This window comes from uncultured Frigoribacterium sp., assembly GCF_963515265.1.
Lineage (GTDB): Bacteria > Actinomycetota > Actinomycetes > Actinomycetales > Microbacteriaceae > Frigoribacterium.
The window spans coordinates 1-8,735 of sequence record NZ_CAUPYL010000102.1; the positions used below are offsets into that span (position 1 = coordinate 1).

General features: G+C 70.7%; 10 protein-coding genes. 1 reads left to right on the forward strand and 9 read right to left on the reverse strand.

Annotation, left to right across the window (positions count from 1 at the left end):
- Positions 1–65 precede the first annotated feature (65 nt).
- The 8 genes from RWM17_RS09305 to RWM17_RS09340 all read right to left on the reverse strand — a co-directional run bounded on the left by RWM17_RS09305 (position 66) and on the right by RWM17_RS09340 (position 7,747).
- A complete protein-coding gene (locus tag RWM17_RS09305) occupies positions 66–863 on the reverse strand; it encodes a lytic transglycosylase domain-containing protein (RefSeq protein WP_314103002.1) in 798 nt (265 codons plus the stop codon).
- Between the two features lie 93 nt (positions 864–956).
- On the reverse strand, positions 957–1,514 hold the full coding sequence (locus tag RWM17_RS09310; protein ID WP_314103011.1) for a DivIVA domain-containing protein: 558 nt from the start codon (positions 1,512–1,514) through the stop codon (positions 957–959).
- Between the two features lie 46 nt (positions 1,515–1,560).
- Positions 1,561–2,559 carry a phosphatidate cytidylyltransferase gene (locus RWM17_RS09315; protein WP_314103005.1) on the reverse strand — a complete coding sequence of 333 codons (999 nt, stop codon included), beginning with the start codon at positions 2,557–2,559 and terminating at the stop codon, positions 1,561–1,563.
- Positions 2,560–3,078: a ribosome recycling factor gene (frr, locus tag RWM17_RS09320; protein WP_197980542.1), complete on the reverse strand. Its 519-nt coding sequence runs from the start codon at positions 3,076–3,078 to the stop codon at positions 2,560–2,562.
- A 72-nt stretch (positions 3,079–3,150) separates the two neighbouring features.
- A complete protein-coding gene (gene pyrH / locus RWM17_RS09325) occupies positions 3,151–3,870 on the reverse strand; it encodes a UMP kinase (protein WP_192042350.1) in 720 nt (239 codons plus the stop codon).
- 169 nt (positions 3,871–4,039) lie between these two features.
- Positions 4,040–4,867 (reverse strand): translation elongation factor Ts, encoded by an 828-nt coding sequence (gene tsf, locus RWM17_RS09330; protein WP_123546429.1) that lies wholly within the window; start codon positions 4,865–4,867, stop codon positions 4,040–4,042.
- A 45-nt stretch (positions 4,868–4,912) separates the two neighbouring features.
- Positions 4,913–5,863 carry a 30S ribosomal protein S2 gene (gene rpsB / locus RWM17_RS09335; RefSeq protein WP_314103006.1) on the reverse strand — a complete coding sequence of 317 codons (951 nt, stop codon included), beginning with the start codon at positions 5,861–5,863 and terminating at the stop codon, positions 4,913–4,915.
- Between the two features lie 363 nt (positions 5,864–6,226).
- Positions 6,227–7,747: a sugar porter family MFS transporter gene (locus RWM17_RS09340; protein WP_399540379.1), complete on the reverse strand. Its 1,521-nt coding sequence runs from the start codon at positions 7,745–7,747 to the stop codon at positions 6,227–6,229.
- Between the two features lie 78 nt (positions 7,748–7,825).
- Here RWM17_RS09340 and RWM17_RS09345 point away from each other — a divergent pair, with 78 nt between their 5' ends.
- Positions 7,826–8,413: a M23 family metallopeptidase gene (locus RWM17_RS09345; RefSeq protein ID WP_314103009.1), complete on the forward strand. Its 588-nt coding sequence runs from the start codon at positions 7,826–7,828 to the stop codon at positions 8,411–8,413.
- A gap of 117 nt (positions 8,414–8,530) precedes the next feature.
- Here the strand turns inward: RWM17_RS09345 and RWM17_RS09350 are convergent.
- Positions 8,531–8,735, reverse strand: a 205-nt coding sequence (locus RWM17_RS09350) for a tyrosine-type recombinase/integrase (protein ID WP_314103010.1), incomplete at its 5' end; no start/stop codon positions are given.

Below are 8,735 nucleotides of genomic sequence, written 5' to 3' on the forward strand. Positions count from 1 at the left end.
GGTGCTGGCTCAGCGGTGCTGGCTCAGCGGTGCTGGCTCAGCGGTGCTGGCTCAGCGGTGCTGGCTCAGTACCAGCCGACCGACTGCGAGTGGCCCCACGCACCGCACGGGGTCTTGTAGCGGCCCTGGATGTAGCCGAGCCCCCAGGTGATCTGCGTGGCGGGGTTGGTCTGCCAGTCAGCGCCGGCCGAGGCCATCTTGCTGCCCGGCAGGGCCTGCGGGATGCCGTGCGCCCCGCTGGACTTGTTGTGGGCGTTGATGTTCCAGCCCGACTCCTTGTTCCACAACGAGACCAGGCAGTCGTACTCGCCGGTGCCCCAGCCGCGCGCGGCCACCATCTCGGCGGCGATGGCCTTCGCCGTGCCCGGGTCGGGGACGCCAGCCACGGGCGCAGCGCTCGACGACGGCGCCTTCTTGGCGCTGCCGGAGGCGGCGTCCGCAGCTGCAGGCTCGTCAGCCGAGGCCTCCTCGACCACCGGTGCGGGCGGCGGCGGGGGCGGCGGCAGGGTGACGCCGTACTGGTCACGGTCAGCAGCCAGGACGACGCCGGCGCCCACGACGAACGACTGGCCCGGTGCCACCAGGGCAGCCGCGCCTCCCACGCTCGTCGTCGCTGCCTCGGCACCCGACAGCGGGTTCACGAGGGAGGCGGAGAGGAAGGCGAAGGTCGCGGCGAAGCCCACCAACGGCAGGGCGTAGCGACGCCCGACCGAAGGACGAGGCGTCGGGGCCGGCAGGGACGCAGGAGGTGCGACGAGCGAGGCGGGGACGCGTCGCCTCTCGATCGTGCGGGGTCGACTGACGACCAGCCGCTGCTCGGAGAGAGAGTGGCCCGTGGTCGCGTTCGCTGAGTGCCTGCCCATGAGTCCGTACAGGCTAACGGATCCGTCACGGATCGGCCAGGGGCCTCCCTGGCGCGTCGGGGACGGGCAGGGCGGCGAGCCTCGCGGACCCCGTCAGCGGACGGCGAGCATGACGTCGACCACGGCGTCGAGGAGCACGTCCACCTGGGCCTCTCGGTAGCCCCCGCGCCGGGCGCGGAAGACCGATCCCCGGACGTCGTCGATGCTGAGGGCCTTGCCGTCGGTGAAGTAGCCCTGCAGCCGCCGCGCCAGACGGTCCACGTCCTTGGGGTGGTAGCCGACGGTCAGCACGCTGACGCGGTCGAACCTGTGGCCCACCGGGCGGTCGAGCCTGGCCACGATCTCCTCGGCCCCGCTGCGCGCCTCGCCGTACCAGCCCTCGTCGCCCGCGGCGGTCACCGCCCGGTCGCGCTCACGGCTCGCGAACGCGTCCTCGAGGCGCTCGAGCGCCTGGTCGACGTGCGCCGGAGAGTAGCCGCCCTTCCGCATGGCGAACGCGGTCCGGCGGATGCGAGCCGAGTCGACCGACGACGCCTCGGCCCCGCCCGTGTAGGCGGCTCGCGCCTCGGCGAGGAACGCCTCGACCTCGGACACGTCGTAGCCGCGCTGGCCCTTGGGCACCGTGGGGAAAGTTGAGCTCACGCCGTCCATCATGCCGCATCGACCTCGAGGGGCCGAGGCGAGACCCTCGGCCGGGTCAGGTGACGAGCAGGTAGAGCGCGTACGCGGCTGCCGCGGACGGCAACGTGCTGTCCAGGCGGTCGAGGAACCCGCCGTGGCCGGGCAACCAGGTGCTGATGTCCTTGATGCCGAGGTCGCGCTTGATGAGCGACTCGGAGAGGTCGCCGATCGTCGCGGTGACGATGATCACGCCGCCGAGCACGAAGCCGAACCACCAGGGCTCGTCGAGCATCAGCCACGAGGTGAGCACGGCCGCGATCAGGCTCGCGGCGACCGACCCGGCGAAGCCCTCCCACGTCTTCTTCGGGCTGATGCGCGGCGCCATCGGGTGCTTGCCGAAGTTGAGGCCAGTCGCGTACGCGCCCGTGTCGACGGCGATCACGATGATGAGCGTCGCCAGCGTCCAGTTGGCGCCGTTCGGCTCGGCCGCGAGGACGAGCATGAAGCTCCCGAGGAACGAGCAGTAGATCTGCACGAAGACGCCGGCACCGATGTCACGCCAGACGACGGAGGCGGGCTTGCGGTGCGACGGACGCACCAGCTCGGCCACGCGCCAGAGCGACACGACGAGGACGCCCCCGACGAGGCCGAGCCACTGGCCCTGCACCCCGAAGACGAAGGAGAGCGGCACCATGGCCAGGCCCACCAGCACGCTCGGCAGACGGGGCACGTCCCGCCCGGCGAAACGGAGGGCACTCGTCAGCTCGAAGCACAACGACCCGATCAGGGCACCGGCCACGATCATGAAGAACGCCGGCTCGAAGATCAGGCTCAGCAGGACGGCCGCACCGAGGCCGACGCCCACCGCGATGGCCGCGGGGAGGTTGCGTCCCGTGCGGGCCGTCAGCTTCTCGTTGCGGGCGCCGAGCTGGGCACGGCGACTGCGGATCTGGTTCTCGAGGTCGTGCCGTGCGGCCTGCGCCCTGGCGTCGAAGTCGGCGCGACGGCTGCCGAGGGTGGTCTTGGGTGTCGGCACCGACTCGTCGGGACGTGCGCCGTCGGGAGCGTCGCTCATCTAGACCTCGAGCAGCTCGGCTTCCTTCTTCTTCAGGGCGTCGTCGATCTGGTCGATGTAGCCCTTCGTGACCGCCTCGAGCTCCTTCTCGCCCCGCGCGACCTCGTCGTCGCCGACCTCGGTCTTGAGCGCGTCGAGCGACTCCTTCGACTTCCGTCGGACGTTGCGGATCTGGACCTTGGCGTCCTCGCCCTTGCCGCGGACGATCTTGACGAACTCCTTGCGGCGGTCCTGCGTCAGCTCGGGGATCGTCACGCGGACGAGCGTGCCGTCGTTGGTCGGGCTGGCACCGAGGTTCGGGAAGGTCGCGATGGCCCTCTCGATCTCCTTCAGGGCCGACTTGTCGTACGGCGTCACGATCATGGTGCGCGCCTCGGGCACCTGCAGCGACGCGAGCTGCGCCAGCGGCGTCGGCGTCCCGTAGTAGTCGACAGGGATCTTCTGGAACAGGCTGGGGTTGATGCGCCCGGTCCGCACCTGCCCGAAGTCCGTCTTGGCCGACTCGAGTGCCCGGTCCATCTTCTCGCGTGTCTCGGTCAGTACGTCAGTGATCGTCACGATGCTCCCTTGGTTCGTCGTCGAGCTTAGTCGTCAGTTGCTGACGAGGGTCCCGATGCGCTCGCCCCGGATGGCGCGGGCGATGTTGCCGTCGCCCTCCATCCCGAAGACGTGCATCGGCATGCCGTTGTCCATGCAGAGGCTGAAGGCGGTCGAGTCGACCACCTTGAGGCCCTGGACCAGCGCCTCCTGGTAGGTGAGGCGGTCGAGCTTGACGGCGGACGGGTCGTGGCGGGGATCCGCCGAGTAGACGCCGTCGACGCCGTTCTTCGCGACCAGCACCTCGGCGGCCCCGATCTCGAGCGCGCGCTGCGCCGACACGGTGTCGGTCGAGAAGTAGGGCAGCCCCGCACCCGCGCCGAAGATGACGACGCGGCCCTTCTCGAGGTGGCGCTCCGCGCGGCGCGGGATGTAGGGCTCGGCGACCTGGGTCATCTCGATGGCGCTCTGCACGCGCGTGGCGGCGCCGGCCTGCTCGAGGAAGTCCTGCAGGGCGAGGGCGTTCATGACGGTGCCCAGCATGCCCATGTAGTCGGCGCGCGCCCGGTCCATGCCGCGCTGGCTCAGCTCGGCGCCGCGGAAGAAGTTGCCGCCGCCGACGACGATGGCGATCTCGACGTCCTTCGCGGCCTCGGCGATCTCGCGGGCGATGGCGCCGACGACGTCGGGGTTGACGCCGAGCTGCCCGCCCCCGAAGGCCTCGCCCGAGAGCTTGAGGAGGACGCGTCGTCGTGTGGTGGTGTCTGTCGTCATGTGGGGTCTCCCTCGTGTCGTGGCCGTAGCCAGGGTAGCGAGTCGCGGCGCAGGTGCCCGCTCGTCTGGTGCCCGGCGCGCACCTCCTCGGCCTCGACGGGCCGGGACGGCGGCGGGCGCACGAACGGGGTCCGGGACGCGTGCGTCCCGGACCCCGTCCTGTGGCTTGCTAGGCGCCGACCTTGATCCGGGCGAAGCCCTGGATCTCGATGCCGGCCTGCTCGACGACCTTCGCGACCGACAGCTTGCTGTCCTTCGCGTAGGCCTGGTCGAGCAGGGCGATCTCCTTGAAGAAGCCGGTCAGGCGACCCTCGATGATCTTCGGCAGTGCGGCCTCGGGCTTGCCCTCGTTCTTCGCGGTCTCCTCGACGATGGCGCGCTCCTTGGCGACGTCCTCGGCGGGGACCTCGTCGCGCGACAGGTACGTCGGGGCGGCGAAGGCCACGTGCTGGGCGATCGAGCGAGCGGTCTCGGCGTCGGAGCCGGTGTAGCCCACGACCACGCCGACCTGCGGGGGCAGGTCCTTCGAGGTCTTGTGCAGGTAGATCGCGAACTCGGTGCCCTCGACACGGGCGACCGTGCGGAGCTCGACCTTCTCGCCCATGAGCGCGGCCTCGTCGTTGACGAAGGCCTCGACGGTCTGGCCGCCGATCGCGGCGGCGTTGCCCTCGGCGGCGTCCTTCGCACCGGAGGCCGCGACGGCCTCGAGCACGGAGTCGGCCAGCGCGATGAACTTCTCGTTCTTCGCGACGAAGTCGGTCTCGCTGGCGAGCTCGATCAGGGTGGCGTAGCCGCCCGACGCCTTGGCGGCGACGAGGCCCGCGGTGGTCTGACGGCCCTCGCGCTTGGCGACGCCCTTCAGTCCCTTGACGCGCAGGATCTCGACGGCCTTCTCGATGTCGCCATCGGCCTCGACGAGCGCGTTCTTGCTGTCCATCATGCCCGCGCCGAGGCGGTCACGGAGGGTCTTCACGTCAGCGGCGGAGAAATTCGCCATTGTCTGACTTCCTTTCGTGGAGTCGGAAGGGGGAGGTGGGGGGTTCTACTTCGCGTCCGCGGCGGCGTCGGCGTCGGCCGGCTCCGCAGCGGTCTCGTCGCGGGGCTCGGCGACGGGCTCGACGACCGGCTCGCCCAGGGGCTTCGCGGCGACCTGAGCGTCGGCGTCGTTCTCCTCGACGGGAACGGCCTCGACAGGCGCCTCGGCGGCGGGAGCCGACTCGGCGGCCTTCGCCTCGCCCTGCGCGAGCAGCTCGGCCTCCCACTCGGCGAGGGGCTCGACGGGAGCGTCGGCGTCCTCCGGCTTCTGGTGACGCTGCACCAGGCCCTCGGCGGCAGCGTCGGCGACGATGCGGGTCAGCAGACCGACGGAGCGGATGGCGTCGTCGTTGCCGGGGATCGGGAAGGTGATCTCGTCGGGGTCGCAGTTCGTGTCGAGGATGCCGATGACCGGGATGCCCAGCTTCTTGGCCTCGTCGATCGCGAGGTGCTCCTTCTTGGTGTCGACGACCCAGAGGGCGGACGGCGTCTTCGTGAGGTTGCGGATGCCGCCGAGCGTCTTGTGCAGCTTGTCGAGCTCGCGCTTCTTGATCAGGAGCTCTTTCTTGGTGAAGCCCTGCGTCGTGTCGTCGAAGTCGATGTCCTCGAGCTCCTTCATGCGGGCGAGGCGCTTCGAGACCGTCTGGAAGTTGGTCAGGAGACCACCGAGCCAGCGCTGGTTCACGAAGGGCTGGCCGACGCGGTTCGCCTGCTCGGCGATGGAGCCCTGGGCCTGCTTCTTGGTGCCGACGAAGAGGACGGTGCCGCCGTGGGCGACCGTCTCCTTGACGAAGTCGTACGCCTGGTCGATGTAGCCGAGCGACTGCTGCAGGTCGATGATGTGGATGCCGGAGCGCTCGGCGAGGATGAATCGCTTCACCTTCGGGTTCCAGCGGCGGGTCTGGTGTCCGAAGTGGACGCCGCTGTCGAGCAGCTGGCGGATGGTGACGACGGCCATGGTCGTTCTCCTATTTTCTATGGCACGCGCGGACGCGAGCCTGTTGTCGGTTGTCTGGGCGGCCGGACGGCCGCCGCTGCCTGGTGCCCGGGCACGCATCCGCCGCCCGTGCCGGAGCACGATCGGACCGAGTGGATGCGGAGGCCGGTGTCACGCCGCGGGCGGCCGAGCTGCGAGGCAACTGAGCTGCGAGGGCGAGGTGCGTCGAGACGCACGGGCACGCGAAGTCAGCCTGCTGGGCAGGCTGCGTGCTCATGGTAGCACCGACGAGGGGCGCCCCGGAGGAGCGGTGCGACGCGCTGGGCAGTTCGTGCAGAACGCCCCGCCCGGACCCGGGCGGGGCGTTCTGCGTGAGGCCGGTGATCAGGCGCGGGCACCCCGGGCGGGCTTGCCGGAGCCGGACTCGACCGCGGACACGCCCATCTCCTCGAGGCTGCGACCCTTGGTCTCGGGGATCTTCGCGAGCACGAAGAAGAACGAGATGAGGGCGAAGGCCGCGAAGATGCCGTACGACAGCGTGAGGCTGACGGCGGCGAGCGACGGGAAGGACACCGTGACGATGAAGTTGGCGATCCAGTTGGCCATGCTGCCGATGCCGAGCGCCGTCGCACGGATGCTGTTCGGGAACATCTCGCCGAGCAGGACCCACATGAGCGGGCCCCACGTGGCGCCGAACGACACGACGAAGAGGTTGGCCGCGACGAGCGCGATCGGACCCCAGGCGCCGGGCAGCTGCGGGTCGCCGCTGGAGTCGACGACCGACTGGCTGAACGAGATCGCCGTGACGGCGAGGCTGACGAACATCCCGATCGAGCCGGCGAGCAGCAGCGGGCGGCGACCGACCTTGTCGACCAGGCCGATCGCGACGAAGGTGACCACGACGTTGACCACGGCAGTGATGGTGGAGATCGTGAAGGAGTCGCTCTCCTGGAAGCCGACGGCCTGCCAGAGGGTCGTGGAGTAGTAGAAGATCACGTTGATGCCGACGAACTGCTGCAGCACGGCGAGGATGATGCCGACCCAGACGATCGGCTGGAGGCCGAACCGCGTGCCCCGGATGCTCGACTTCTTGTCGAGGGCCGCCTCGGTGGCGATGGAGTCCGTGATCTCCTTCAGGCTCGTGTCCACGGTCTCGGCGGGCACGATGCTCTTCAGCACGTCCTTCGCCTCGTCCTCCCGCCCCTCGCCGGCCAGGTAGCGCGGCGACTCGGGCAGCCGCCAGGCGAGGAAGCCGTAGACGACGGAGGGGACGATGCCGACGAGGAACATCCAGCGCCACGCGGCGAGGCCGAAGAGCGACGGCTCGGAGGCGCCGCCCGCGGTGACCGCGAAGAGCTGGTCCGAGAGCAGGGCGACGAAGATGCCGAGGGTGATGGCGAGCTGCTGGAACGACGCGAGCCGACCCCGGATCGCCTTCGGTGAGACCTCGGAGATGTACGCCGGAGCGATCACGGAGGCGATGCCGATGCCCAGGCCGCCGATGACGCGCCACAGGACGAGGTCCCAGACCGCGAAGGCGAACGCGGCGCCGATCGAGCTGACGAGGAACAGGGCCGCACCGATGAGCATGACCTTGATGCGGCCCATCTTGTCGGCGAGGCGGCCGGCGACGTACGCACCGATCGCGCAGCCGATCAGGGCCGACGCCACGGCGAAGCCGGAGGCGAACTCGGTGAGCCCGAACTCGTCGGTGATGCTCTGGACCGCTCCGTTGATGACTGACGAGTCGAAGCCGAAGAGGAATCCGCCGACGGCCGCGGCGACCGCGAGAGCCGTCACCCGTCTGTTCAGGCTCTTCGTCGTCTCTGGTGATCGCGCCGCGTTCGACACTGGGTCTCCGTTCCACTGCTCGGGGAGCGGGCTCGTGTCCTCGCTCCCCCACATCCGTCGTGCACAGGTGTTCGTGCACGCGTGAACAGTACGCCCGGTGCGGGATCGGTGCACGCTCGGCAGAGTCTCACGATGGACACCTCCTGTCGCCGGGGTCGCACCCGGCCGCGCCGCCCCCTCCCCCGCCTCCTCGGCCTGTCGGTCGTGCTGCCGGTGCTGCTGCTCGTGCACGTCCCGGGCACCGACGTCACGGCGAGCGCCGCGTCGGCCGGGACGACTGCCGGGACGTCGTCGGTGCCGGCCGTGCCGTGGTCGTGGCCGGCGGCCTCGCCCCACCCCGTCGTCCGGGTCTTCACGGCGCCCGAGCACCGCTGGTCGCCGGGGCACCGGGGCATCGACGTCGGCACGCCGATCGGCTCGGCCGTGACGGCGCCGGACGACGGCGTCGTGCACTTCGCCGGCGTGGTCGTCGACCGTCCCGTGCTGTCGATGCGCCACGCCGACGGCGTGCTCAGCAGCCTGGAGCCGGTCGTCAGCGAGCTGGCCGCGGGCGATGCCGTCGTGCGCGGGCAGGTCGTCGGGACGGTCCAGGCGGGGCACTGCCCGGACGTCGAGTGCGTCCACCTCGGAGCCCGGATCGACGGTGAGTACGTGTCGCCGCTCATGATGCTCGGGCTGGGACGGCCGTCGGTGCTGCTGCCGACACGTCGACCCGGGTGACCCAGGCGACCGGGCGGGTGGTCGGTCGGACGTGCGGGCGGGCGGGCTGCCCTGCGGGCGATCCGCCGTGCGGACGGGGGCGGGTCGACGGGGCGGGGTGGACGACGAGTCGGCGGGTCAGGCCCTCGGGTGGGCCGTCCGGTAGCTCTCGCGGAGCCGCTCGGTCGACACGTGGGTGTAGATCTGGGTGGTCCCGAGACTGGCGTGTCCGAGCAGTTCCTGCACGGCGCGGAGGTCGGCACCGCCGTCGAGCAGGTGGGTCGCCGCGGTGTGCCGCAGCGCGTGCGGCCCCGCGGGGCCGCCGCCCGGCAGGTCGGCGAGC